Here is a 25,322-nt window from a genome sequence, read left to right as displayed (position 1 = left end):
ACAACCCCCCACCCCAGACCTCCGTGCCTTCTTCCACTGTTGTCCACCCCCCCCCCCCACCCCCCCCTCCCCCCACTCCCCCCCCCCCCCCTCGGACGCCCCCCTCCCCCCCCCCCCGCCGGGCGGTCAGTGCCGGCGCTCCGGGTAGGAGCTCTGGGTCTGCACGTTCAGCCGGTCCATGCGGACCCGCTTGGCCGGGTCGGTCAGGCGGTCGTCGATCCGCAGGACGTCCAGTCCCCGGCGGAAGTCGCTCGCGTAGACGTACCCGTTGTAGTAGTACGCGGACCAGATGCCGCCGCGTCCGCCGTCGGGCTCGGGGCCGCGCTCGAAGTAGCCGAACTCCCTCGGGTTGGCCGGGTCGGTGAAGTCCACGAAGGAGACGCCGCCCTGGTACCAGGCCTGGACCATGATGTCCTTGCCCTTGACCGGGATCAGCGAGCCGTTGTGCGCGACACAGTTCTCCGTGTCGGTCTGGTGGCGGCCGATCTTGAAGTAGCCCTTGAAGACGAGCTTGCCCTTGACGATCTCGTAGACGGCGTCGGCACCCCGGGTCGGGCCGGTGGCCTCGTTGCAGGTGGCCAGGCTTCCCCCGCCGAGCTCGTCGGTGAAGATCACCTTGTTGCCGCGGTTGTTGAAGGTCGCCGAGTGCCAGAACGCGAAGTTCGGGTCCGTGGTCCGCTCGGTGACCACCGGGTTCTCCCGGTCGGAGATGTCGAACAGGACGCCGTCACCCATGCAGGCTCCGGCCGCGATGTCCTTCTCGGCGTACACGGTGATGTCGTGGCAGCCGCTGGTCGGCAGCAGCAGGCCCGGCTGGGTCTCGTTGCCGCCGTCGGGGAAGACGACCGGGGTGGCGACCACGGCCGCGTCGGTGGGCTTGCGCAGCGGCACCTTGATGACCGAGATCTTGTCGTGCGGCGGCTGGCAGTCCGGGAACGCGGCGCTCGGGTTGTACGAGGAGACGTACAGGTAGACGTTGCGCCGCTGGTCCCTGCCCTTGCCCGGGACCAGGGTCAGCGTGTGCGAGCCGCAGTTGGTCTCGACGGACTTGATGTACTTGGGGTTCTTCTTGTCGCTGATGTCGAAGATCCGCACACCCTCCCACGACTCCTTGACGTCGGCCGTCTGGCCGACGCTGCTGCAGGAGTCGTCGCTGCGGGAGTTGTCGACCGCGGTGAACAGCAGGTCGCCGTGGACGGAGACGTCCATCTGAGAGCCGGGGCACAGGACTCCGCTGACCAGCTTGGCCCGCGTGGGGTTCCTGATGTCGTAGATCGAGAAGCCGCCGTAGTTGCCGACGTAGGCGTAGTCGCCCTGGAAGGCGATGTCGCTGTTGGTGGTGGCTTCGAGACCGGGGAGCTTGGGCAGGGTGCCCACGTGCGTCACGTTGGGGCTGGTGACGACCTCACCGGGCGGGGGGATGTCGTTGGCCTGCGCGGACACCGTGGACATCAGCGTGGCCGCGGCCGTCGCGACCACCACCAACGCCCGTACGGCTCTTCGATGAGCGAACACTCGGGTGCCTCCTAGGAGCAGACATAAGGCACCCATAAATTAACAAACAACGTCCTTGACAGCTCGGGCGGATCCCCTGTCGGTTTGTCACAATAAAATGCGATACAGGGCCTTTACTTGGCATCTTGTAGACATTATGATTTATGCATTTTTCGCATGCAAGGGTCGGGATGTCCGAGGTCCCGGTCCCCGGCCTGGGCATATGCCGACGGCGAGCGCCCGCGACGGGACCGGCCGCACGGACGCGAGCTTCCGGGGAGACGGACGGCCCGGGAGGGCCGGGCGCGCCGCGACGGAAAAGGGACGGCCGCCGGGTGCCCCGTCCGGGCACCCGGCGGCCGTCCCGCCGTCGATCGTGATCAGTGGTGACCGTGGCCGTGGCCGTGGCCCTCCCGGTAGGAGGCCTGGGTCTGCGCGTTCAGGATGTCGAACCTCACCTTCGACGCCTTGTCCGTGCGCCGGTCGTTGATCTTCAACACGTCGAGGCCGAGGTTGAAGTCACTACCGTAGATGTAACCGTTGTAGTAGTACGCCGACCAGAAGCCGCCGCTGAGCGGGGCGGCGGTCTCGTCGGGGCCGCGCTCGAAGAACGCGATCTCCTGCGGGTTGGCCGAGTCGGTGAAGTCCACGACCGAGATGCCGCCCTGGTACCAGGCCTGGACCATGATGTCCTTGCCCTTGACCGGGATCAGCGAGCCGTTGTGCGCGACACAGTTCTCCGTGTCGGCCTGGTGGCGGGCGATCTTGAAGTAGCTCTTGAAGACGAACTGCCCGCCGACGAGGTCGAAGTAGGCGTTGGCGCCGCGGTTGGGGCCGATCGCCTCGTTGCAGGTGGCCCTGCTGCCGCCTCCGAGCTCGTCGGTGAAGATCACCTTGGTGCCCTCGTTGTTGAAGGTCGCCGAGTGCCAGAACGCGAAGTTCTCGTCGTCCCGGACCGTGGCGGTGACCTTGGGGGCGACCGGGTCGGAGATGTCCATCAGGATGCCCTCGCCCATGCAGGCTCCGGCCGCGATGTTCTTCTCCGGGTAGGCGGTGATGTCGTGGCAGCCGCTCGTCGCCGAGGTCCCCTCCGGGTACGGCAGGCCGTCACCCGGGTTGCCGCCGTCCGGGAAGAGCACCGGGGTGGCGACCACGGCCGCGTCGGTGGGCGTGCGCAGCGGCACCTTGATGACCGAGATCTTGTCGTGCGGCGGCTGGCAGTCCGGGAACGCGGCGCTCGGCCGGTACGAGGACACGTACACGTAGACGTTGCGACGGTCCCTGCCCTTGCCCGGGACCAGGGTCAGCGTGTGCGAGCCGCAGTTGGTCTCGACCGCCTTGATGTACTTGGGGTTCTTCTTGTCGCTGATGTCGAAGATCCGCACACCCTCCCACGACTCCTTGACGTCGGCCGTCTGGCCGACGCTGCTGCAGGAGTCGTTGTTGCGGGGGGAGTCGACCGCGCCGAAGAGGAGGTTGCCGTAGACCGCCACGTCCATCTGGCCGCCGGGGCAGAGCACCGAGCTGACCAGCGAGGTCCGCTTCGGCTTCCGGATGTCGTAGATCGAGAAGCCGGAGTAGTTGCCGACGTAGGCGTAGTCGCCCTGGAACGCCATGTCGGTGTGGATGTCGGGGAGCTCGGCGGGCTTGGGAACGTTGAGCACGTGCTCGATGTTCGCGCTCTTGGCGATCTCACCGGGCGCCGGGATGTCAGCGGCCTGCGCGGGTAGCGCGGCCAGTGCCGTCGCGGCGGCGATGCCTGCCGCGATCAGGAAACGGCCGGTCAGGCCCTTCCCGAAAAGGGTGGACACTCGTGGACCTCCTTGGTACATGCACCTATAAATGGAGCATAAAGTCCAAATAGTTCACCCAAGCGCCTCGCGCGACAAGTTGTCATAGTGTTAGCAACTGTTGCCGGGGTGAGCCCTTTACGGACGGATGCGCAGGCAGTTACGGTCATGCATTACTGGAAACTGGTAGAAGGAGGCCGGGTGCGTGCCGCGCTCGTCGTCGTGATCGCCGCACTCTCCCTCACCGCGTGCACCTCGGAGGCGGAACCGCCCGCGGCGTCCCGGGCGTCGGCACCGGTGATCGTCCCGGGAAGGCCGGGCGAGCAGGCCAGGACCGTCGGCCCCTCCGAGGCCGCCACGATCGTCCCCACCGACACCGCCAACGCCGCCGACGTGACGTACGTCCGGAACATGGTCGTCCACCACCGCCAGGCCCTGGACATGGCCGCCCTGGCCCCGACCAGGGGCGAGCACACCCGGCTGAAGGGCCTGGCCTCGCGCATCAAGGACACCCAGGGCCCGGAGATCCAGTTCATGATCTCCTGGCTCCAGCAGCAGGGGGTGAGCGCCCCCGACCACCACGCCCGTCACGAGGGCATGGCCGGGATGGCCACGCCGGAGCAGATGGAGGCGCTCAAGGCCGCCTCGGGCAAGGACTTCGACCGGCTCTTCATCAAGCTCATGACCGCCCACCACCTGGGCGCGATCACCATGTCGGAGAAGCTGCTGGTCTCCGGCTCGCACCAGCGGATCGAGGAGCTGGCCAACGACGTCTCGGTCACCCAGAGCGCCGAGATCCGCAGGATGCGGGAGATGGAGGCCGAGCTCTGAGCGGGTGACGCCCGCGAGGAGCGGGGCGACGCCTGCGGGAAGCGGGCGACTCCTGTGAGGAGTGGGCGATGCCTGTGAGGAGCGGGGCGACGCCTGCGGGAGGCGGGTGACGCCTACGAGCCGAGCCGCCAGGAGTGCAGGTACTCCTCCTGGTCACCGGTCAGCTCGTCCACCTCGATCCCGGCGGCGGCCAGCTTGAGCCGCGCCACCTCCACGTCCACGTCCACGGGCACGTCGTACACCCCGGGCGCGAGCCGTGCCCGCTCGCGGACCAGCCACTCCACCGAGAGCGCCTGCGCGGAGAAGGACATGTCCATGACGGCCGCGGGATGCCCCTCCGCGGCGCTCAGGTTCACCAGGCGGCCCTCGGCGAGCAGCAGGAGCCTGCGGCCGTCGGCGAGGACGTACTCGTCGGTGCTGGGGCGTACGCCGCGGTGGACGGCCTGTGCCAGGTCGTCCAGGGCGCGGACGTCGATCTCGACGTCGAAGTGCCCGGCGTTGGCCAGGATCGCGCCGTCCTTCATCAGGACCAGGTGCTCTCCCCTGATCACGTCACGGTTGCCGGTGACCGTGACGAAGACGTCCCCGGTCTCGGCCGCGGCGGTCATCGACCGCACGTCGTAGCCCTGGAGCAGGGCGTCCAGCGCCTTCACCGGGTCGATCTCGGTCACCACGACCCGCGCGCCCAGCCCCCTGGCCCGCTCGGCGACACCCCGGCCGCAGTAGCCGAACCCGGCGACCACCACGGTCTTGCCCGCGAGCAGCGTGTTGGTGGCCCGCATGATGCCGTCCATGGTCGACTGGCCGGTGCCGTAGCGGTTGTCGAACATCCGCTTCGTCCGGGTGTCGTTGACCGCCACCACGGGGAAGCGCAGGGCGTTCTCCGCGGCCATCCTGCGGAGCCTGATGATCCCGGTGGTGGTCTCCTCGCACCCCCCGGAGACCGTCTCCAGCACCTCGGTCCGCTCGGTGTGCAGGATGTTGACCAGGTCGCAGCCGTCGTCCAGGACGAGGTCGGGGCGGATGTCGAGCGCCTGGTGGATGTGGCGGTAGTAGGCCTCCCTGGTCACCCCGGCCTCCGCGTGCACGACGATCCCGTAGTCGCGCAGCGCCTCGGCCACGTCGTCCTGGGTGGACAGGGGGTTCGAGGCGGCCAGGGCGATCTCGGCCCCTCCGGCCCGGAGCGTGCCCATGAGCACGGCGGTCTCGGCGGTGACGTGCAGGCAGGCGGCGATCCGCAGGCCCTCGAAGGGCCGCTCGGCGGCGAACCGCTCACCGAGGGCGGTGAGCACCGGCATCGCCCGCGCCGCCCACCCGATCCTCCGCTCCCCGGCGGCCACCAGAGCGCTGTCCACGTCTCTCCCCCGCTCACCCGGCAGGGCCCCCGCGACGTCGCGGGGGCCCGGTGGAACGTACCGATCGGTATCAGTAACGGTAGTGGTCGGACTTGTAGGGGCCCTCGACGTCCACGCCGATGTACTCGGCCTGGGCCTTGGTGAGCTTGGTGAGCTTCACGCCCAGGGCGTCCAGGTGCAGGCGGGCGACCTTCTCGTCCAGGTGCTTGGGCAGCACGTAGACGCCGATCGGGTAGTCGTCCGTCTTGGTGAACAGCTCGATCTGCGCGATCACCTGGTTGGTGAAGGAGTTCGACATCACGAACGACGGGTGGCCGGTGGCGCAGCCCAGGTTCATCAGGCGGCCCTCGGCGAGCACGATGATCTGCTTGCCGTCGGGGAAACGCCAGGTGTGCACCTGCGGCTTGACCTCGGTCTTCTCGATGCCCGGGATCCTGGCCAGGCCGGCCATGTCGATCTCGTTGTCGAAGTGACCGATGTTGGACACGATGGCGTTGTGCTTCATCTGGGCCATGTGGTCGGCCGTGATGATGTTGAAGTTGCCGGTCGTGGTGACGAAGATGTCGACGCTGCCGACGACCTCGTCCAGCGTGGCGACCTGGAAGCCGTCCATGGCCGCCTGGAGCGCGCAGATCGGGTCGATCTCGGTGATGATCACGCGGGCGCCCTGGCCGCGGAGCGCGTCGGCACAGCCCTTGCCGACGTCGCCGTAGCCGGCCACGAGCGCCACCTTGCCGCCGATCAGCACGTCGGTGGCGCGGTTGAGACCGTCGATCACCGAGTGGCGGCAGCCGTACTTGTTGTCGAACTTGGACTTGGTGACCGAGTCGTTGACGTTGATCGCCGGGAAGAGCAGCGTCCCGTTCTTGAACATCTCGTACAGGCGGTGCACACCGGTCGTGGTCTCCTCGGTGACGCCCTTGATGCCCGCGGCGACCTTGGTCCAGTGCCCCTCGGGGGTGACCGTGCGGCGGAGCAGCTCCAGGATGACGCCCCACTCCTCGGGGTCGTCCTCGGAGGCGCTCGGCACGGCGCCGGCCTTCTCGTACTCGGCGCCCTTGTGGACGAGCAGGGTGGCGTCACCGCCGTCGTCGAGGATCATGTTGGGGCCACCGCCGCCGGGCCAGAGCAGCGCCTGCTCGGTGCACCACCAGTACTCCTCCAGGGTCTCGCCCTTCCAGGCGAAGACCGGGACGCCCTTGGGGTCCTCCGGGGTGCCGTCGGGGCCGACCACCACGGCGGCGGCGGCGTGGTCCTGGGTGGAGAAGATGTTGCAGCTCACCCAGCGGACCTCGGCGCCCAGCGCGACCAGGGTCTCGATGAGCACGGCGGTCTGGATGGTCATGTGCAGCGAGCCCATGATCTTCGCACCGGCGAGCGGCTGGGCCGCGGCGTACTCCTCGCGGACGGCCATCAGGCCCGGCATCTCGTGCTCCGCCAGCTGGATCTCCTTGCGGCCGAAGGCCGCAAGGGAAAGGTCGGCGACCTTGAAGTCCATGTGTGGTTACCCCTCTGGTTGATGGGCGGTGCGTGCCTCGCGCTCTCGTCCCGCGACCGGCCTCGCTCTCGGGCCCCGGCTCACCGCTCCACCGGAAAGTTCGACGCTTGCGAGTTTAGGCGGACGGAACGACCGCGCGCACCCTTTGAGGGGTTAACCTGACACAAGAATGTAAGGTTTCGCGGAAAGGGGTCGTCGATGCGGATCACCGAGGCCGCCAGAAGGCTCGGGATGTCCCCCAGGATGCTCCGCTACCGCGAGGCGCTCGGGCTGCTGCCCCCGATCAGGAACCAGGGCGCGCACCGCCGGTTCGGCCCCGAGGAGCTCGCCGCCGTCGCCCAGAGCCTGGAACTGGAGAGGCGGTTCGACGTCTCCCCGGCCGAGCTGGCGTTCGCGTTGCGCGTGCTGAGCGAACCCGCGGTCGCCCAGGCCGTACGGGACCTGGGGCTGCGGATCGGACGCCTGCAGGTTCCCCGCAGGGCCCTGGACTTCGAGAAGGAGAAGGCGCTGCGCCTGCTCCAGGGCGGCCCCGGCGCCCCCCGCGGCGGCATTCCCGGGGCCTCCCGCGGTGGCACTTCCGTGGCCTCCCGCGGCGGCGTCCCGGGGACCTCCCGCGACGGGCGGCCCTGACGCCCGCGACGGGCGCCCCGAGGAGAACAAGGCCCGTCGGGGCGGCCGGACGGCGTCGGCCGGTCACCGTCCGGTGACCGGCCGGGGTACGGCGGGACGTGCGGTCAGACGGCGCCGGAGGAGGGCGCCGACACGTCGGACCGGTACAGGTCGGGCTCCAGGTAGATGACCCGGGCCGTGGGGACGGCGGCGCGGATGCGCTTCTCGGCCTCGTCGATGCCGCGGGCCACGTCCGCGGCCGTGTCGTCGTGGTCGACCGCGATCTTGGCCGCGACCAGGACCTCCTCGGGGCCCAGGTGCAGCGTGCGCATGTGGATGACCCGGGTCACCTCGGGGGCGCTCTCCAGCGCCTGCATGATGGCGACCTCGACCTCCGGGCCCGCGCCCTCGCCGAGCAGCAGCGACTTGGTCTCGATCGCCAGGATGATCGCGATCACCGCGAGCAGAACGCCGATCATGATGGTGCCGATGCCGTCCCAGATCGGGTTGTCGGTCACCACGGCCATCGTCACGCCGAAGAGCGCGAAGATCAGGCCCAGCAGCGCGCCGAGGTCCTCCAGCACGATGACCGGCAGCTCGGGCGACTTGGAACGGCGGATGAACTGCACCCAGGACTGGTTGCCCCGGACGTGGTTGGACTCGATGATCGCCGTCCTGAACGAGAACGACTCGGCGATGATCGCGAAGATCAGCACGCCGAAGGCCCACTGCGGGGAGGTGAGCTTCTCGGGATGCTGGAGCTTGTGGATGCCCTCGTAGAGGGAGAACACCGCGCCGATGGTGAACAGCACCACCGCCACGACGAACGCGTAGAAGTAGCGCTCCCGGCCGTACCCGAAGGGGTGCTGGGGCGTGCGCTCGCGCTGCGCGCGCTTGCCGCCCAGCAGTAGCAGTGCCTGGTTGCCCGAGTCGGCCACCGAGTGGACCGATTCGGCGATCATCGATGACGAACCGGTGAACAGGAACGCCACGAATTTGGCCACGGCGATCGCCAGGTTGGCGACCAATGCCGCGATGATTGCCTTAGTACCGCCGCCCGCGCTCACGGCAGCCTCCGCTCAGCTCGTATGGTCGAAAGACGAGACAGGAATCCTATTGGGAAATTCTCGCCCTGAGTTCGGTGATGGCCGATACAGGGGTCGGGTCGAGCCCGTACCCGAGTGCGAGGTATGTACTCGCGAAATCTCCGAGCGCGATCAGCGTGGCCAGTCGCTCCAGCGGGTGCAGCCCCTCCGCGGCGATCTGGGTGACCGGGACACCGCGTCCCTCGGCCAGCCGGACCGACGCCTCCCTGCGCCGTAGCAGCCGGGGGTCCTCCTCCACGTCGCGCAGCAGGAACAGCCGGAGCGACCTGCCGCTCTCGTCGGCGAAGATGTCGCGCTGGGCGAGCGGGCCGTCAAGGGCGGCGACCTGGTTGTGGCCGGTCTCCGACAGCTCCCCCCACATCGCCGGGTACCTGCCGGTCGCGCCGAACTGGCAGGCCCACCGGTGGGCCGCGACGGTCGCCACCGGCGAGGACCCCCAGATCATCGGCACGGTCTCGGCGACGTCCATGGCCAGCGACTTGCCGGGGTTGATGAAGGACTCGCTGGCCGGGCGGCAGCGGTTGGCCAGGTCCTCCAGCCGGCCGGCGACCCCTTCGAAGATCTCCTCCCCGGCCTCGACCAGGCCGAGCTCGGCCGCGGCGACCACCAGGGGGACCGCCAGCGCCCACAGCGCGGCACGCGGACGCGTCCCCTCGGCGACGGGCACGAACGGCGCCCCCGCCTGCCTGGCGATCGCCTGGAGCGGCGAGCCGGGCGCGGCGACGGCGAGCAGGCGGCACCCGCGCCGGACGGCCTCGGTGGCCGCCGTGAGGGTCTCCTCGGTCCCGCCGGAGCGGGAGACGGCGATCACCAGGTCGGTCGCGCCGATCCAGCCTGGAAGCCGATGGGACCTGACGGTCACGATCGGCAGCGGGGCGCCGGGGCCGCACACCACGTTGAGGATGTCACCGGCGGTGCCCGAACCCCCCATGCCCGCGACCACGATCGCCCGGGGGCGGCCCTGGCCGGTGAGCGAGGACAGGCCCGCCTCCACGGCGGCCCTGCGGGAGGTACGGATCTGCGCGGCCGAGTCGGCCACGGCTCGCAGCATGCCCGAGGGGTCGCCCTCGGTCAGCCACTTCTGGTCGTCGAGCCGATCCGGCTCCCAGTTCACGACTTCCGGGCCTCGTCGACCAGCAGGACCGGAATGTCGTCGCGGACCGGGTAGACCAGGCCGCAGGAGGCGGAGGTGCAGGACAGCTCGTCCACGGCGGGCTCGGCCCGCAGCGGGGACTTGCAGTTGGGGCAGGCCAGGATCTCCAGCAGCCAGTCGTCGATCTTCACGTGTTCAGCTCCTCACGAGGGCAAGGACCTCGTCCCTGATCGCTGCCATCTGGGTCTCGTCGGCCGCTTCGGCGTTCAGCCGGAGCAGCGGCTCGGTGTTGGACGGACGGAGGTTGAACCACCATCCGGGGCCGGAGACGGTCATGCCGTCCAGCTCGTCGAAGGCGACGCCGTCGCGGGAGGCGAACGCGGCGCGGACCCGCTCGGTCGCGGCCGCCTGGTCGGCGACCGTGCTGTTGATCTCCCCGGAGGCCGCGTAGCGGGAGTACTCCGCCAGGACCTGCGACAGGGGCCGCTCCTGCTCGCCCAGCGCGGCCAGCACGTGCAGCGCGGCCAGCATGCCGGAGTCGGCGAACCAGAAGTCCCGGAAGTAGTAGTGGGCGGAATGCTCGCCGCCGAAGACCGCACCGGTCCTGGCCATCTCGGCCTTGATGAACGAGTGGCCCACCCGGGTGCGGATCGCCCTGCCGCCGTGCTCGGCGACGATCTCCGGGACCCCACGGGAGGTGATCAGGTTGTGGATGATCGCGGCTCCCGGGTGCCTGCCCAGCTCGCGGACCGCGACCAGCGCGGTGATCGTGGACGGGGAGACCGACTCCCCGCGCTCGTCCACCACCCAGCAGCGGTCGGCGTCGCCGTCGAAGGCCAGCCCGAGGTCGGCGCCCACGTCCAGCACGGCCTTCTGCAGGTCGCGCAGGTTGTCGGGCTCGATGGGGTTGGCCTCGTGGTTGGGGAAGGTCCCGTCCAGCTCGAAGTACAGGGCGGTCAGCTCGACCGGAAGCCTCGCCAGCACCGTCGGGACCGTGTGCCCGCCCATCCCGTTGCCGGCGTCCACCACGACCCGCAGCGGCCGGATGCCGGACAGGTCGACCAGGGTGCGCAGGTATTCGGCGTAACCGGCCAGCAGGTCGCGCTCGGAGACCGTGCCGCCCCCGGGGCCGCCCAGGGAGCCGGAGGCGAGGATCTCGGCCGCCCGGTCGCGGATCTCGACGAGCCCGGTGGCGCCGCCGATCGGCACGGCACCGGCCCTGCACATCTTCATGCCGTTGTAGCGGGCCGGGTTGTGGCTGGCGGTGAACATCACGCCGGGGAGCCCGAGGCTGCCGCTCGCGTAGTAGAGCATGTCCGTGGAGCCCAGGCCCGCGTTGATCACGTCCGCCCCGCGGGAGACGACCCCTCGGACGAAGGCCGCCGTCAGCGGCACCGAGGAGGCCCGCATGTCGTGCGCCACGACCGCGGTCCTCGCGCCCGTCACCTCGGCGAAGGCCGCGCCCACCGCCTCGGCGGTCGCCTCGTCGAACTCGTCCGGCACGACGCCACGAACGTCGTACGCCTTGAAGATCTTGGCGAGGTCGCCCACTCCAGCTCCACCCTTTGCGTCGTGTCCGGCGCCCCCCAGCCTAGTAGGGTCAGCGGTCACGCTGGGGCTGAGCCGAGCGGAGCACCCTCAGGTGCCCCCTGCGGCCGACCTCGACCCCCTGGCCGACCGGCTCGGTGCCGCCGCTCGGCGCGGGTCTGGCGGCCTCGCGGACCGCGTTCGCCAGGGCCTCCAGGTCGTCCGTGCTGGGCGGGGTGCCGTCGGTCGGAAGGCGGACCACCTCCCAGCCGCGGGGGGCGGTGAGCCGCTCGGCATGCTCGGCACACAGGTCGTAACAGTGCGGCTCGGCGTACGTCGCCAAGGGCCCGAGAACAGCGGTCGAATCGGCGTAGACGTACGTGAGCGTGAAAACGGCAGGCTGACTGCACGCGGTGCGGGAACAGCGGCGGACGGGGCTCACGGTGGGACCGTATCCGGTAAGCGTCCGGGGCGCCACTATCTGAGCGCTCTTAACGAGCGTGTCGCCACAATTCGGACACGTGTCCTGGCTTCCACCCGCCTGTACGGCTTCACCCCCTGTCCGCACGCCCCCGGATCCCCCGGATCCCCCCGGGATCTCCCTCGGATCTCCCCGGGAGGTCCCGCCGTCCACGACCGGCGCCCTCCCGTGCCCGCCCGGGTCGCGTCTAAGCTGGGGCCGTGAGCCCGGCACCCGGCAGACCTCGTTCTCCCCGCAGGCGCGACAGGCACGGCCGCGGCCTGCGCGGCCCGCTGGCGCCCTCGCACGTGCCGATCGCCAAGGCCCGCAGCGAGCGGTTCGACGACCTGGTGCTGGACGCGGTCGACCGGCTCAAGCCCCGCTGGGGCAAGCAGCTGGCGGCCGTGGAGTTCGCGGTCGAGGAGGTCCCGCCGATCAGCGAGCTGGGCGACGGGCCGGGCCTGCTGACCGGGGAGCCGATCCCGTTCGGACGGTCCGAACCGGCCGCGGGGAGCCGCCCGGCCGTCGTGATCATCTACCGCCGCCCCCTGGAGAGCCGGTCGCGCGACCGCGACCACCTGGGCGCGATGGTGCACGAGGCCGTGGTGGAACAGGTCGCGGGCCTGCTGGGGCTCTCCCCCGAGTCGGTCGACCCCGGCTTCGACGACCACGACTGACCCCCGGCACGACCGCCACCGGCATGGCCACGGGCTCAGGGACGCGCGGGCTCAGGACGGCCCGGCACGGCTCAGGGCAGCACGGTCGCGGCGGACTCGGCGATCGGCGGGACCAGCGCCCACATCCGGGCCGCGGCCAGGGGTTGCACGGTCAGCGCCGTCCCCCCCTTGAGCCGCTCCTCCATCACGCGCCCGCCGTGGACCGGCCCCGAGCCGGGCAGCGGCTGCACGACCACCGCGAAGGCCCCCTTGATCTTGGGAAGGTCCACCTGCCGGGTGCGTTCCGCGGAGATGTCCACCTGGAACGGCTCGGGCGCCTCGTCCGTACCGGTCACCACCTGCACGCTCACCGAGCCCGCGGTCTCCGGCGCGGTCAGCAGCAGCCGGGAGGCCGTCTTGCCGCCCGTACGGTTCTCGGCCACGACGCTGCCCAGGTCGATGGGGGCCGACCCGGCGGTGAACGCCACGTCCGGCCGCGCGCCGGTGCCGGTGGCGACGAGCCCGGCGACGACCGGGCTGTCCGAGGTGAGCAGCAGCGCGGCGGGCTGGCCGCCGACCCCGGTGGACAGGTCCAGGGTGGCGACGGAACCCGCGGGCACCTCCACCAGCTCGCGGCCCTTGAGAGCGTAGGTCCCGTCGGGGGTGAGCGCCCTGATCTCGACCAGCGTGTCCGCCTCCTCGGGGGAGGCCACGAGCAGCTCCCGCTTCCCGCCCCCGCCGGGGATGGCGGGCACCACGACGCGGGTGGCGGGGGCGGCGGAGACCGGCAGCCAGTCCACGCCGCGCCCGTCGTTCATCAGCGCGCGGGCCGCCGCGGTGACCCGCCCCGAGGTGGTACGTACCTGGATCGCCATGACCAGCGCCGAGGGCGCCAGATCGGCGACCTTGACCGTGCGGCTCTCACCGGGCTTGAGGGTGAACACGCTCCCGCGGTCGGTGATCACCGGGCCCTCACCGGAGTAGACCATGACCTCGGCGATGGCCGCGGCCGGATCGGCGTTGGACAGGTACAGCGTGACGTCGGCCGCGGCCGGTCCCGGCCCGACCAGCCAGGTGCTCGCCGCGGGCTCGGCGCAGCGCACCCCGGCCAGCCCCCGCTGCCCGCCCGAGGTCTCCTTCCGGGTCTGTGACGCCTCCAGGCCCGCGGCCATGCTCCCGGAGGCCGTGACGACGAGGGACGGCGACGAGGCGGGCACCTCCTCGCGCCAGAGGCGTCCCGGGGTGTCCAGGGTGGCCAGGGTCTTCTCCCCGGTGACGAGCGAGGCGGCGCCCGCCTGTCTGCTTCCCGGGGGCGCGAGCACGCCGACGGCGGCCTCGCCGGGCGCCGGGCAGACGGCCGTCACCGAGGCGACGGGCACCCTCTCGGGGCGGGGCACCGGGGTGGCGGCGACCTGTGGCCGGCTCGCGGCGGCCGTCCCGTACAGGGCGAGCAGGGCCACCAGCACCAGGGCCAGCAGGCCGAATCGGTTCTCGATCAGGGATCTCACCGGGCGACCGGCTCTCTACGGGGTTCGGGCAGGTCCACGGGGACCGCGGGTTCGTCGTTCTCGCCGCGGCCGGGCGCCGCCAGCACCATGACGACGATCACCAGCACGGTCTGGACCAGGAGCCAGCGGCCGTGCCAGGGATCACCGGGCGGGGCGGGCGGGACGGCCACGGGCCGGGTCAGCCGCCACACGCCGACCGAACGGGACAGGCTCATCCTCGCCAGCGAGGGCTGCGAGTCGAGCGCGGCGCTGACCTCAGGATCGACGGGCGCGGTCACCACGACGAAACGGACGCCGTGGGCGGCGAGCACGCGGGCGTCGTCCCCGCCCCTGCCGGACACCAGCCCGGCGGCTGCCAGGCGGACCCGCTCCCTGGGACCCTCCGGGACGGGGATGTCGGCCTCGCCGACGATCGGCGTGCGCCCGCTCAGCACGGTGAAGAGCAGCCGGTCCGGCGAGGCGCGCAGCAGCAGGGTCCGCTCGCCGCCCGCGGAGTTCACCGCGGCCAGGGCGGGGACGACGTCGCGCACGGTCCCGCGGATCGGGCCGTCCGCGCCCCTGGCGATCCACATGCCCGCGGCGAGCAGCGGCGTGGAGAACGCCACCACGACGACGCCGAACGCGACGAGCCTGCGCGTCCCCCCGGCGGCCCGGAACTCGGTGATCCGCCCGGCGGTGAGCGCGGCCACCACCAGCATGCCGGTGGCCGCGAAGGCCAGCGGCACCCCCGGCCAGGCCGGGGCCTCCACGTCGCCGTTGATCGAGGTGACCCAGGTCCTGCTGACCAGGATCGCCGTCAGCAGCCCGAAGAGCGCGACGCCCCAGCCGACCGCGATGACCATCCGGTTGCGCCGCATCAGCAGCGCGAGCAGGCAGGCCACGATGAGACCGGCCGTCACCCAGAGCGGCGGCATGCCCGGCCCTCCCGGGCTCAGCAGCAGCAGCGACTCGGCGCTCAGCGCGGGATCGACCAGGGAGGGCTGGTGCAGACCGGCCTCCAGCAGCAGCCGTCCCGGGGCCACGGCCATCTGGACCAGCCAGGGCAGCAGCAGGGCCACCGGCACGGCGAACGCCACCAGCATCGAGACCGCGACGCCCCGGCGCGGGAAGGCCAGCGCCGCCAGCGCGCCGAGCACCGCGGCGAGCGGGTAGACCAGCGGCGCGAAGGCCGTGCCGACCGCCAGCAGGAGTCCCAGGGCCCAGGCGGCGCGACGGGCCCGGCGCCGTTCCCCGGCGAGCACGACCGTGGCCAGCGCCGCGTAGACGGGCAGCAGGACGAACACCACCGCGGTGCCCAGCCGCCCCGCTGCGACGGCGCCGGTGGCCACCGGCAGCAGGGCGTACGACGAGCCCAGCCAGACCCGGGTCCAGCGGCCCGGGATCATCCACCGGGTGGCCGCGTAGGCGGAGATCCCGGCCAGCGGCACGCAGCCGAGCAGCAGCACCGAGACCGCGAGCCAGGTCTTGCCGAACAGCACCGTGGACAGCGCGGCCAGCACCGCCACGTACGGCGGGGCCCAGGCGTCGGTGCCCAGGCCGGTCCGGTGGTAGCCCTCGCGGTAGAGGTCCCACAGGTCCGAGGCGCCGCCGATCGCCGGGACGAGCGCGCCGCCGCCCAGCCGGGCACCGCCGTTCAGGGCCCGCTCGGCGATCAGCGTGACCAGGGTGAGCGCCAGGAAGAGCAGCACCCCCGGGTTGCCGAAGACGCGCTGCATCACCCCGGTGTCGGCGAGCAGTTCCTCGCCGTCCTCCTGCGGGCGCTGGGCGGCCACGGCGTGGTGGCGGCCCGCGGACTCCACGAACCCGGCCCCGGCCAGGTAGTTGCGGGCCCGGTCCACGAGCCTGCGGTAGCCCGCGCCCGCGGGGGTGAGCAGCCTGGCGGCCGCCACGGCCCCAGATCCACGTCCCCTGGACCGGGCCCGCCTGGCCTTGACCATCCGTACCGGGTGGCCGAAGACCGAGCCGAAGGCCAGGAACTCGTCCAGGGCGTTGGCCGGCTGCTTGGCCACCAGGAACAGCACCGTGCGCAGCAGCGACCCGAACAGGTTGCGGACCAGCGCCCACGGCAGCGCCCGCGGGGGCAGGTTCACCATGACGACGAACAGGGCGTTGCGGCGGTCCAGGCGGCGGGGATGGTCGCCGCTGGCGGTGATGCGGCGCCTGCGCCGGGTGGCGGCCTCGGCGTGCCAGGCGACCGCCCGGGTGACGTTCTGCACGCGGTACCCGGCGGCCCTGACCCGCCAGCACAGGTCGAGGTCGTCGCGGAAGAGCGGCAGGGCGGGGTCGAGCCCGCCCACCTCCTCCCAGACGTCCCTGCGGACGAGCATGCCCGCGGTGGAGACCGCGAGCACGTCCCTGGTGCCGTCGTACTGTCCCTGGTCGAACTCTCGGGCCTCCAGCCCGGTGTCCCTGCGGCCGGTCCGGTCGACGGTGAAGCCGACCTCCAGCAGCAGCCGCCGGTCCACCCAGTCGCGGAGCTTGGGGCCGAGCACCGCCGCCTTGGGATCGGAGTCCGCGGCCTCCAGCAGGGTCTGCAGGGCGTGGGCGTCCGGGGCGCAGTCGTCGTGCAGCAGCCAGATCCACTCCCGGCCGCCGCCGGGCCCGAGCCGGTCGAGCACCTCGGTGACGGCCTCGCCGAACCCGGTCGAGCGAGGCAGGGTCAGGACGGCACGGGGGCCGAGGGATCGGGTCAGCAGGTCGGCGCTGCCGTCCCTGCTGCCGTTGTCCACCCCGACGACCCGGTCCACCGGGCGGGTCTGCCGGAGCAGGGCTTCCAGGGTCTCCCCCAGCCAGCGGGAACCGTCGTGGGAGACGACGATCGCGGTGACCGTGTGCTGGGGGCGAGGGGGGCGCTGGGGGTCGTTGATGGACATACGTCCCGTGTTCAGGAGGGGGTGATGATCGGCGCGACCACGATACGGCACCCTATGTCGGTGTATGTCTTACACCTGATGACGCCCAGGAAAAAGGGCCACGCGACCGACGTCACGTGGCCCCGTGGGCATATTCGTCAAGCCCCCGTGAGGGCGTCACGTGTTCTCTGTCGGACCGTCCGGACCTTTCCGGTGGCCTTGCGGCACCCGCACGGTGCCCTGCACGGCACCCGTTCGGTACCGGTCGGATGTTGTCAGGTGTTCATCGGTGCTCGGACTCGCGTACCGTCCGGATCCTCGGTGTGCTCCGGCCTGCCGGCCGGCCCTCGTCCGGACGGGTCAGACGGCCTCGCGCTTGATCCGGCGGCGTTCACGCTCGGACAGTCCACCCCAGATGCCGAACCGCTCGTCATGTTCCAGTGCGTACTCAAGACACTCGGCACGCACCTCGCAGGAGCGGCAAACCTTCTTGGCCTCGCGGGTGGAGCCTCCCTTCTCCGGGAAGAACGCCTCCGGGTCGGTCTGCGCGCACAAGGCACGCTCCTGCCAGCCAAGCTGCTCTTCAGCGATGCTCTCCTGTGCGATGACCAGGTCGGCCACTGCACACCTCCCTGCCGCACGCCCGCAAAATGGAGCCCCCCTATGAACGCCTGCCCCTTACCCACCCAGAGGAAGGCGTAACAACACGTGTGTAATTACACGCGCGTGCCCGGTGTGACGTCAAGCGGCATGCTGGTATCCGGGGAAAGACCTGCTCTCCCCGGTTGTGGGTCGTCTGCCTGCCACGACGGCAATTGCACCAGGTGATCGCTGTCACCGCCAGGGGCTCAGCGCTCTCGGCGGTCGGAACCGTACCAGGAGATGTTCTGATCCTGACCGGGGCCCACCTTCTCTGTATCCGGCGTTTCCTCATCCGTGACCTGTCCCCGGCGTTGCTCGGGACGATAGATCGCGGTGGGATCTATCGGCTTCGAGTCCCACGTCTCGGGGGCGTGGGCGGGGGCCGCCGGGGGCGGGGCCGGGGCGCCCAGCGGGTCGTCCCGGTAGGCGGCCGGGTCGAACCGGAGCGTCGCCTCGGACTCGGGCTCCCACCGCTGCTCATCACGCGGCGGGTACTGCTGCGCCGGGTCGTACGGGGGCTGCTGCGCCTGGGAGTACCGGTCCTGCGACGACGGGTCGTACGGGGGCCGGGCCTGCGAGTACTGGTCCTGGGAGGGCTGGTCCTGGGAGTACCGGTCCTGGGGGGACTGCGGCTGGAAGGGCTGTGCCTGCGGGTACTGCTCCTGGGGGGCCTGAGGGGACGGGGTCTGCGGGTACCGGTCCTGGGAGGGCTGCGGGTGCTGGGACGCCTGCGGGGTCTGCGGGTGCCCGAGCGGGTCGCCGTGGCCCGGGGCCCCGTACTCCGGAAGACGGAGCGGTGACTCGTTGCCGTGCGCCTGCTGGTAGTTCTTCGCCTGCTGGTAGGCCTGGGCCATCTGCTGGGACCTCAGGTCCACCGGGTCGGGCGTCGGGTAGTGCAGGTCCGGCGCGGTCGAGTAGGCGGGGTCCGCACCCGGGTGGCCGGCGACCGGCCCGCCGTAGTTCTCCGGAGGCGTGGGGAAACCGTGCGGCGCCCGGTCCTCGAAGGGGGAAGGACGGTCCTCGAACGGGGAGGGACGGTCCTCGAACGGCGACGCGGAGACGTCGTCGGGCGCGAGAGGCACCCCGGCCTGACCACCGGGAACCTGCCGCTCCGGCCGGTGCGCCCGGGGGGCGGCCTGAAGGTCGGGGGTGTACGGGCCCTGCTGCCCGAACCCCTGCGGGTCCTGCCGGTACTCGGATCCCTGGGATCCGGGGTGCGGCCGGTCCTCCGGCTCCGGCCGGAGGTAGCCCTGCGGCTCCGGGAATCCGTGCGCCTGCGGCTCGGACCCGTGACCCTGCTCGGGACCCCCGCGGGCCCACTGCTCGGACCGGTCGGCACCCGGCGCCTGGGAGTCGGTGTACCAGCCCGAGGGCTCGGCGGGCGAGGGCTCCTGCCGCCCGTACGACTCCTGCGGTCCCTGGTCGCGCGGCTCGGGCCGCCCGTACGCCGACTCGGAGGAGAGCGGGTCCGGCAGCCGCGGGTTCGAGGTGAACGACTCGGACGAGAGCGGGTCCGGCAGCCGTGGGCTGGAGGTGAACGACTCCGGAAGCGGGTCCGGCAGTCGCGGGTTCGAGGTGAACGACTCGGACGAGAGCGGATCGGGCAGCCGCGGGCTGGAGTGGTGCTGCCCGTACCCGGACCGGCGGGACTCGGCTCGCCGTCCCTGCTCCTGCTCCTGTGCCTCGGTCCGTCGCCGGTCGTCCGGCCCGGTCTGCGCGTACCCCTGGGTCTCCGGCTGCGCATACCCCGCCGTCGCCCACTGCTCGGTGCGCGGGTCCGCCTGCTGCTCGGCCTGCGGGTACGAGCCCTGCTCGGTCCGTCCGGTGCCCTGCGTCTCGGAGTGACGGCCGGAGGATCCCGGCGAGGTCGCCTCCTGCCACCCGTAGGCCGGGGCGTCGCTCCGGTGCCCGGGATCCTGGGGGTCGGGCCGCCCGTAGGCCGGGTCGGAGGACGACTGCCCGTACGCCGGGTCGGGCCGCCCGTGCGAGGGGTCCGGGGAGTACGACGGGTCGAAGGAGAGCGGGTCGGGCAGGCGCGGTTCCGTCCGGTCCTGCTGCTCCGCCGGCGCGGAGGAGGCGGAGGAGAGGGACGGCGCGTCGTACGGCGTGGCCGGGGGCGGGGCGTCCGCGGTGGTGTACGGGCTCGGGGCGTGCCCCACGGGGGGAGCCGACAGCGGGACGGACTCCTGGGCGGGCCGCTGCGACGCCTGCTGCTCCGGCGTCCGCGACCGTCCCGGCCAGGTCTGGTCCTCGGCCTGCTGCCGGTTCTCCGCCTGCCGGGGGTGACCGGCCTGGGAGTGGTGCCCGTCCCCGGCCTGCGCGGAGGAGTGCCCGTCGTACCCCCCGGAGGGGACGTTCTGGGCGGTGTTCTCGGCGGGGGTGCCGGTGGAGGCGTGCGCGGGGGCGGGCGGGAGGGCCGGGCGGCCGTACGGGACGTGCGGAGGCGGGGACTGCGCGGGCTGCATCTCCTGCGCGGGCCGGTCCTGCGGGTGGAACCCCTGCTGGGGAAGGTGCTGCCCGGTGTGGGGCCCCTGTCCGGGGGCGCCCTGGAAGTGCGGGCCCTGGGAGTGAGGACCCTGGCCGGGGGCGCCCTGGGGGTGAGCGTAGCCGTCCCCGCTCTGGGGTTGGGGGTAGCGGTCCCCGTCCTGGGGATAGCCGTCGCGCGGGCCCCGGCCGTCCGGAGCGCCCTGGAACGGGGCGTGCTCGCGGGAGGGACCCTGCCCCTGGCCCTGCCCCTGGCCCTGCCCCTGGAAGGGACCCTGCCCGCCCGCCGGGCCGTACCCGGGGACGGGACCGTGTCCCTGCCCCCCGAACAGCGGGCCGGACACGCCACCGGCCCGGGAGGCGGCCGGGATCGCCCTGGGCAGCACGTACAGCAACGCGACCGCGGCGAGCGCGAGGGAGGGCAGGTGGACCAGGAGGAGCTCGATCTTCTCCCGGGCGCTCGTCGCGCCGCCCAGCACCCCGGCCAGCAGGGCGATCAGGCCGAACAGCACGCAGAGCCCGAGGGTGACCGTCACCAGCAGCGCCAGCGGGCGCAGCCGCGCGATCACCGGGCCGAGGTGGGTGGCCAGCACCACGGCCCCGACGAGCAGGGCGACGGTCACCGGCGAGGTGAAGGTGCCCAGGCGGGCCGCGGCGCGCGCGGCGAAGGACGAGTCCCCGAACGCGGACCCTCCGAACAGCAGGCGTTCGATGCCGACGAGAACGATCGCGGACGCGACGGCGGCCATGAGCCACGCCGCCGGTTCCCGAAGCCGGCTCGCTTCGACATTGATCACAACTACCCCCATAGGGTCTTTAGGTAAACCCGGGTCAGTTTTGCACATGGCTGACTTTGCCGCCGGTGGTCCCAGGAAGCCCACCACCCCCATAAGTGCTCCATTGTCCCCCATACATGCATATTTCCGACAGGCAACTCGCACGTACCGGCGGTGTGACGGCCCGCCCGGACGGCCCCCGGGCGCCCCGCCCGGACACCCCCGAACGCCCCGCGCGACACCCCGCCCGCGCCCGTGACGACCTAGTGGAACACTGGACGGCATGCGCATCGTGTCCCTCGCCGGTGGAATCGGCGGCGCCCGCTTCCTGCGGGGTCTCCGCACCACCGCCCCCGACTCCGAGATCACCGTCATCGGCAACACCGGTGACGACATCAGCCTCTTCGGCCTGCGGGTCTGCCCCGACCTGGACACCGTGATGTACACGCTGGGCGGCGGCATCAACGAGGAGCAGGGCTGGGGGCGGCGGGAGGAGTCCCACGTCGTCAAGGAGGAGCTGGCCGCCTACGGCGTGGAGCCGCAGTGGTTCGGCCTCGGCGACCGCGACTTCGCCACCCACATCGTGCGCACCCAGATGCTCGACGCGGGATACCCGCTCTCGGCCGTCACCGAGGCGCTGTGCGCGCGCTGGCAGCCGGGCGTCCGCCTGATCCCGATGAGCGACGACCGTACCGAGACCCACGTGGTCATCTCCGACGAGCGCGGCCGGCGCGCCGTCCACTTCCAGGAGTGGTGGGTACGGCTGCGCGCCTCGGTGCCCGCCGAGCAGATCATCCTGGTGGGCGCGGAGCAGGCCGTCCCCGCCCCCGGGGTGCTGGACGCCGTCGCCGCGGCCGACGTGGTCCTGCTGCCGCCGTCCAACCCGGTCGTCAGCATCGGCACGATCCTGCAGATCAAGGGCATCCGCGAGGCCCTGGAGGGCAGGACGGTCGTGGGCGTCTCGCCCATCGTCGGCGGGGCCCCGGTCCGGGGCATGGCCGACGCCTGCCTGACCGCGATCGGCGTCCCCACGACCGCGCAGGCCGTCCTGGAGCTGTACGGACCGGCGCTGGTGGACGGCTGGCTGGTCGCCGAGGAGGACGCCGGGGTCGCCCTCGACGGCGTGGAGGTGGAGGCCCGCCCGCTGATCATGCACGACCTCGACTCCGCCGCGGCCCTGGCCCGCGCCGCCCTGGACATGGCCGTCCGGCTCGCCTCGCCCGCCACCTCGCCCGCCGCCTCGGCCACCGCCGCGGCCCCCGCCACCTCGTCCGGCGCCGCGGCCCCCTCCCCCGCGGGCGCCCCCGGCGCGGACAGCCCCGCCACGGACGCCTCCCCCGGGGAGGGGGCGTGACGGGCCGGGCCGGGCGCGGGCCCGGACGGGCCGGACGCGAGCCCGGGGACGTCAAGGTGGAGATCTTCGCCGTACCCGGGATGCCCGAGGTCCGCGAGGGCGACGACCTCGGCGAGCTGATCGCCACGGCCCTGCCCGGCCTGCGCGACGGCGACATCCTGGTGGTCACCTCCAAGATCGCGAGCAAGGCCGAGGGCCGGGTCCTGCACGGCGTGACCCGCGCCGAGGCCGTCGAGGCCGAGACCAGGCGGGTGGTCGCCCGCAGGGGTGAGACCGTGATCGCCGAGACCGCGCACGGGTTCGTCATGGCCGCCGCCGGGGTCGACGCCTCCAACACCCGGCCGGGCACGGTGGTGCTGCTCCCGGCCGACCCGGACGCCTCGGCGTCGGCGATCCGGGCACGCCTGGCCGAGCTGCTCGGCGTCTCGGTCGGCGTGGTGGTCTCCGACACCTTCGGCCGGCCGTGGCGCAACGGCCAGACCGACATGGCGGTCGGCCTGGCCGGGGTCACGCCCGCCCTCGACTACCGGGGCATGTCCGACGACCACGGCAACCCCCTGGAGGTCACCCTGACCGCCGTCGCCGACGAGTTCGCCGCGGCCGGGGACCTGGTGAAGGGCAAGGTCGCCCAGACGCCGGTCGCGGTGATCAGGGGCCTGGCCGAGTACACCACCGAGGAGGACGGGCCGGGCGTCGGCGAGCTGGTCCGCCCGTCGGCCGAGGACATGTTCCGGTACGGCTCGCGCGACGTGGTCTTCGCCCGCAGGACGATCCGGGAGTTCTCCGCCGCTCCGGTGGACGGCGCCGCGGTCCGCAGGGCCGTCGAGGCCGCGATCGCCGCGCCCGCCCCGCACCACACGACCCCCTGGCGGTTCGTCCTGCTGGAGTCGGCCGCGATCCGCGAGAAACTGCTCGACGCCATGCGCGAGGCCTGGATCGCCGACCTGCGCGGCGACGGTTTCTCCGAGGAGTCGGTGGCCAGGCGCGTCAGGCGGGGCGACGTGCTGCGGGCGGCCCCGTACCTGGCGGTGCCGTGCCTGGTCGCGGACGGCGCGCACACCTACCGCGACGACCGGCGCAACGCCGCCGAACGGGAGATGTTCGTGGTCGCGGCCGGTGCCGGGGTGCAGAACTTCCTGGTCCAGCTCGCGGTGGAGGGCCTGGGCTCGGCCTGGGTGTCGTCCACGATGTTCTGCCGCGACGTGGTCCGCGAGGTGCTCGACCTGCCGTCCGGCTGGGACCCGATGGGCGCCGTCGCGATCGGCCACCCCGCCGCCCCGCCCCGCGACCGCGCCCCTCGGCACGCGGCCGACTTCATCGCCGTGCGCTGAGCCGCCGCACCCGCCACCTCCGCGCTCCTGACCACCGCGCACCGGGCCACCGAGCCCGGGACCGTTCGGACACGACCGATCGGCCGGGACCGTTCGGACACGACCCGGACGGTCCCGGCCGGACGGGACCGGTCAGGCCGGGGTGCGGCAGGTCGGGTGGCACAGCCGCCGGGCCAGCGCCGACAGGAAGACGTCGATGATCTCCTCGGGACGCCGGGCGACGTGCAGGGAGCCGTTGGTGACGGCGGCGACCCGGCTCAGGCCGTCCCGGTCAAGGTCGGTGCCGAAGGCCAGGACGACCACCTGGACCGGCGCCTCGGGGTCCCACTCCTCGCGCAGCGCCTTCTCCAGCTCCCCGGCGGAGATGCCCTTGCCGTCGTCCCTGCCCGCGGTGATGACGAGCAGGGTGTTGTTCATGCTCTCGTCGTAGGCGCCGGTCAGCTCGCGGAACCCGGCGAGGATCGAGTCGTGCAGGGCGCTGGGCCGCCGGGTGTCGGCGCGCAGGGTCCGGCTCACCTCCTCCAGGCGGCCGCGCCGGACGAGCCGCCCGCCGTCGGGCTCGGTGATCGGGCCCAGCCGCACCCGCTCCCGCTGGTCCGGCCCCTCGGCCGAGGAGAACTCCCACATGCCCATGTGGGTGGAGTCGGGGAAGAGCTGCAGGCCCAGCCGGGCGGCCTCCAGGGCGACGGTCAGCCTGGTCCTCCCCTTCCTGCCGCTGATCGGCTCGGCCATGTGCCTGCCGGTGTCGGCCAGCACCAGGATGTTGGTCGGCGGGGCGAGCCTGCTCCAGGCCTCCAGCGCCTCGTCGATCCGGGCGGGCAGGATGCTCGGGCGGGTGCGGGGCGCCTCGGCCGGGATCCCCGGGCCCGGCGCGTACGGCCCCTGGGAGCCGTCGGCCGAGCGGAAGCCCGCCCGGCGGACCGCCTCCTGGATCTGCGGGGAGCGCAGCCACGCCGCGAAGGCCCGCGACCCGCTCGCCCTGACCTCGTCGGAGGAGGTCACCACGTACGGGTAGTCGAGGTTGACGGTTCCCTCGCGGGGATGCAGGGCGACCACCGGGTCGTCGGACGGGAGGCGGTTGTGCTGCCAGACCGACTGCTCGGGCACGATCACGACCGGCCGCCGCCAGAAGGACCGGTCGTCCACGGCCGCGAGCATGCTGCGGTAGTCGGGCGCCGACCCGGCCTGCGCCCAGCGGACGAACGCGGTCAGCGCGCGGTCGGCCTCGGCCCCGGTGCCCACCACGTCCCTGGCCGCGGCCACGGTGGCGATCCCGGCCCCGGCGAGCGACGGGTCGGGGACGCGGACCACGTCGGGTTCCTTCTCGGTCGGCCGGATCCGGCCGCGGGTGGTCGCCGGGAAGACCATCCGCCAGTTCATGTCGGTCCTGCCGACGGCGAAGCGCCGGGCGAGGGAGGTGCGGGTGGCGAAGACCAGCGGCGAGGTCGCCATCACGGTCTCGGTGGCGGCCAGGTCCGCGGCCCCCTGCTTGCGGGCCAGCCTGATCCACGCCGAGGAGTCGGAGATCCAGCCGTCGGGGCGGCCGGCGAGCACCCCCGCGGTGCCGCCCAGCAGGGTGCGGAGCACGGTGGCGGGCGGCTGCTCGGTCACCTGCACCAGCACGCACCTGCCTTCGACCCCCGTCCGGTCCCGGTTGAACCTCAGGGCGGCCTCCATGACGGCCGGGGCGATGTCGACGGCCGCGGCGACGTCGACCAGCACCGGGTCGCGGGTGGAGCACGGGCCCCCCGTCCGGCCGGTCACCAGCACGAAGGTCCCGGTCAGGGCGACGGTGATCGCGACCGCCGCCAGGGACAGCCGCAGACGGACCTGCCGCCGGCGCCGGGCGGCGCCGGCGGCCACACGGTGCCGGCCGGAGGAGGACACGCGGACACCTCTCGTCGGAGGGGGATGACGATTCTCCCAAGCGGCCCCGCCCGGGCGGCAAGGAAATAT

19 protein-coding genes are annotated in these 25,322 nt (G+C 72.5%); 5 read left to right on the top strand and 14 right to left on the bottom strand.

Annotated elements, in window-relative coordinates; genetic code table 11:
• Positions 1-126: 126 nt before the first annotated feature.
• Entirely contained in the window at positions 127-1,452 is a 1,326-nt protein-coding gene (locus tag ACZ6RT_RS16465; RefSeq protein ID WP_470154269.1) for an LVIVD repeat-containing protein, read from the bottom strand.
• Positions 1,453-1,874: 422 nt separating this feature from the next.
• Positions 1,875-3,326 (bottom strand): LVIVD repeat-containing protein, encoded by a 1,452-nt coding sequence (locus tag ACZ6RT_RS16460; RefSeq protein ID WP_470154258.1) that lies wholly within the window; start codon positions 3,324-3,326, stop codon positions 1,875-1,877.
• Positions 3,327-3,485: 159 nt separating this feature from the next.
• Here ACZ6RT_RS16460 and ACZ6RT_RS16455 point away from each other — a divergent pair, with 159 nt between their 5' ends.
• Positions 3,486-4,115: a DUF305 domain-containing protein gene (locus ACZ6RT_RS16455; RefSeq protein WP_470154256.1), complete on the top strand. Its 630-nt coding sequence runs from the start codon at positions 3,486-3,488 to the stop codon at positions 4,113-4,115.
• Positions 4,116-4,228: 113 nt separating this feature from the next.
• On the opposite strand, the gene ACZ6RT_RS16450 is transcribed toward ACZ6RT_RS16455, so the two are convergent.
• Both ACZ6RT_RS16450 and ahcY read right to left on the bottom strand, forming a co-directional pair.
• Entirely contained in the window at positions 4,229-5,470 is a 1,242-nt protein-coding gene (locus tag ACZ6RT_RS16450; protein ID WP_470154254.1) for an adenosylhomocysteinase, read from the bottom strand.
• Positions 5,471-5,540: 70 nt separating this feature from the next.
• On the bottom strand, positions 5,541-6,968 hold the full coding sequence (gene ahcY / locus ACZ6RT_RS16445) for an adenosylhomocysteinase (protein WP_399185977.1): 1,428 nt from the start codon (positions 6,966-6,968) through the stop codon (positions 5,541-5,543).
• Between the two features lie 198 nt (positions 6,969-7,166).
• On the opposite strand from ahcY, the gene ACZ6RT_RS16440 reads away from it, so the two are divergent.
• Positions 7,167-7,598, top strand: a complete 432-nt coding sequence (locus ACZ6RT_RS16440; RefSeq protein WP_470154252.1) for a MerR family transcriptional regulator — start codon at positions 7,167-7,169, stop codon at positions 7,596-7,598.
• Positions 7,599-7,702: 104 nt separating this feature from the next.
• On the opposite strand, the gene ACZ6RT_RS16435 is transcribed toward ACZ6RT_RS16440, so the two are convergent.
• Genes ACZ6RT_RS16435 through ACZ6RT_RS16415 form a run of 5 tightly spaced genes read right to left on the bottom strand, consistent with a single transcriptional unit; the run spans position 7,703 to position 11,745 of the window.
• The gene (locus ACZ6RT_RS16435; protein ID WP_470154250.1) at positions 7,703-8,644 is read right to left on the bottom strand and encodes a cation diffusion facilitator family transporter; all 942 of its coding nucleotides are present in this window, start codon (positions 8,642-8,644) and stop codon (positions 7,703-7,705) included.
• A 46-nt stretch (positions 8,645-8,690) separates the two neighbouring features.
• Positions 8,691-9,797, bottom strand: coding sequence for an SIS domain-containing protein (locus tag ACZ6RT_RS16430; RefSeq protein ID WP_399185974.1), 1,107 nt, complete (start codon positions 9,795-9,797; stop codon positions 8,691-8,693).
• The gene (locus ACZ6RT_RS16425; protein WP_344889341.1) at positions 9,794-9,967 is read right to left on the bottom strand and encodes a Trm112 family protein; all 174 of its coding nucleotides are present in this window, start codon (positions 9,965-9,967) and stop codon (positions 9,794-9,796) included. Before ACZ6RT_RS16425 ends, ACZ6RT_RS16430 begins: the two co-directional genes overlap by 4 nt.
• 4 nt (positions 9,968-9,971) lie before the next feature.
• A complete protein-coding gene (locus ACZ6RT_RS16420) occupies positions 9,972-11,327 on the bottom strand; it encodes a phosphomannomutase/phosphoglucomutase (RefSeq protein ID WP_470154248.1) in 1,356 nt (451 codons plus the stop codon).
• A 49-nt stretch (positions 11,328-11,376) separates the two neighbouring features.
• Entirely contained in the window at positions 11,377-11,745 is a 369-nt protein-coding gene (locus tag ACZ6RT_RS16415) for a DUF3499 domain-containing protein (protein WP_344889347.1), read from the bottom strand.
• A 239-nt stretch (positions 11,746-11,984) separates the two neighbouring features.
• On the opposite strand from ACZ6RT_RS16415, the gene ACZ6RT_RS16410 reads away from it, so the two are divergent.
• The gene (locus tag ACZ6RT_RS16410) at positions 11,985-12,440 is read left to right on the top strand and encodes a metallopeptidase family protein (RefSeq protein ID WP_344889350.1); all 456 of its coding nucleotides are present in this window, start codon (positions 11,985-11,987) and stop codon (positions 12,438-12,440) included.
• Positions 12,441-12,511: 71 nt separating this feature from the next.
• Here ACZ6RT_RS16410 and ACZ6RT_RS16405 read toward each other — a convergent pair whose 3' ends face one another.
• The 4 genes from ACZ6RT_RS16405 to ACZ6RT_RS16390 form a co-directional block, all read right to left on the bottom strand.
• Positions 12,512-13,927 carry a DUF5719 family protein gene (locus ACZ6RT_RS16405; RefSeq protein WP_399185972.1) on the bottom strand — a complete coding sequence of 472 codons (1,416 nt, stop codon included), beginning with the start codon at positions 13,925-13,927 and terminating at the stop codon, positions 12,512-12,514.
• The gene (locus tag ACZ6RT_RS16400) at positions 13,924-16,800 is read right to left on the bottom strand and encodes a glycosyltransferase family 2 protein (RefSeq protein ID WP_470154245.1); all 2,877 of its coding nucleotides are present in this window, start codon (positions 16,798-16,800) and stop codon (positions 13,924-13,926) included. Before ACZ6RT_RS16400 ends, ACZ6RT_RS16405 begins: the two co-directional genes overlap by 4 nt.
• Positions 16,801-17,139: 339 nt before the next feature.
• Positions 17,140-17,400 carry a WhiB family transcriptional regulator gene (locus ACZ6RT_RS16395; RefSeq protein ID WP_037969494.1) on the bottom strand — a complete coding sequence of 87 codons (261 nt, stop codon included), beginning with the start codon at positions 17,398-17,400 and terminating at the stop codon, positions 17,140-17,142.
• A 227-nt stretch (positions 17,401-17,627) separates the two neighbouring features.
• Positions 17,628-20,702, bottom strand: coding sequence for a hypothetical protein (locus ACZ6RT_RS16390; RefSeq protein ID WP_470154243.1), 3,075 nt, complete (start codon positions 20,700-20,702; stop codon positions 17,628-17,630).
• Between the two features lie 262 nt (positions 20,703-20,964).
• Between ACZ6RT_RS16390 and cofD the strand changes: the two genes are divergently transcribed.
• Entirely contained in the window at positions 20,965-22,035 is a 1,071-nt protein-coding gene (cofD, locus tag ACZ6RT_RS16385; protein WP_470154241.1) for a 2-phospho-L-lactate transferase, read from the top strand.
• Positions 22,032-23,366 carry a coenzyme F420-0:L-glutamate ligase gene (locus ACZ6RT_RS16380; RefSeq protein ID WP_470154239.1) on the top strand — a complete coding sequence of 445 codons (1,335 nt, stop codon included), beginning with the start codon at positions 22,032-22,034 and terminating at the stop codon, positions 23,364-23,366. Before cofD ends, ACZ6RT_RS16380 begins: the two co-directional genes overlap by 4 nt.
• A 132-nt stretch (positions 23,367-23,498) precedes the next feature.
• Here ACZ6RT_RS16380 and ACZ6RT_RS16375 read toward each other — a convergent pair whose 3' ends face one another.
• Positions 23,499-25,253: a substrate-binding and VWA domain-containing protein gene (locus ACZ6RT_RS16375; RefSeq protein ID WP_470154237.1), complete on the bottom strand. Its 1,755-nt coding sequence runs from the start codon at positions 25,251-25,253 to the stop codon at positions 23,499-23,501.
• Positions 25,254-25,322 lie beyond the last annotated feature (69 nt).

The organism is Streptosporangium sp. NPDC050148, assembly GCF_055586505.1.
The sequence above is the reverse complement of the archived record's forward strand: the minus strand, read 5'-3'. Positions and strand labels throughout refer to the sequence as shown.